We start from the raw sequence: 646 nt of genomic DNA on the forward strand, positions 1-646 counted from the left end.
CCCCACTCCCCGGCCCTGAGTCTGGAGTCCCTCAACCTGCTGGACGGTGACTGGCTGGTGATCGGCACCCTGAGCGCCAGCGGCGATGCGGTGGATGCCATGAAGCAGGCCGAGCAGACCCCCGCCTTCCAGCAACTGAACGCCATCAAGGGCAAGCGCTTTGACGCCGTGGACGGATCGCTGTGGACCTCCACCGGCGGCCCCCAGGCTGCCCTCAAGGTGATCGATGATGTCGAGCAGCTGCTCGCCAAACCGGACGCGGCCCCCATCACCCAATAAGCCCCTGCGCCAACTGCGCTCCTGTGGCAAATAAAGAAGCCCGCATCATGCGGGCTTCTTGTTGATGAGCTTTTCGGTCGCTCTATTCAGGCAGTGGCAGCGCCTTTCTATCGAGCTTACCGCTGCCAGTCTTGGGCAAGGCATCGAGCAAAAGAATGCGCGCTGGCACCATATAGTGCGGCAGCGTGGCCTGCAGCCCCTTGCGCAGGGCAAGGCGATGGAGGGTCACCCCGGCGTTGGCCTCCACATAGCCCACCAGCATGGCCTCATCCCCCTCGCCGACGAGGCGCACCGCCGCCTCCTGCACCCCAGGTTGACGACGAAGGCCCGCCTCTACCTCCCCCAGCTCGATACGAAAACCGCGCAG

1 protein-coding gene and 1 pseudogene are annotated in these 646 nt (G+C 64.7%); one reads left to right on the forward strand and one right to left on the reverse strand.

Going from position 1 to position 646, the window contains the following annotated elements; all coding sequences use genetic code 11:
• A pseudogene (locus BN1129_RS18240) lies at positions 1-279 on the forward strand (amonabactin ABC transporter substrate-binding protein); the annotation flags it as partial.
• Positions 280-361: 82 nt separating this feature from the next.
• Here the strand turns inward: BN1129_RS18240 and BN1129_RS18245 are convergent.
• A partial coding sequence (locus BN1129_RS18245; protein WP_042038489.1) for an AMP-binding enzyme occupies positions 362-646 on the reverse strand: 285 nt, incomplete at its 5' end.

The sequence above is a fragment of the Aeromonas popoffii genome (assembly GCF_000820025.1).
Lineage (GTDB): Bacteria > Pseudomonadota > Gammaproteobacteria > Enterobacterales > Aeromonadaceae > Aeromonas > Aeromonas popoffii.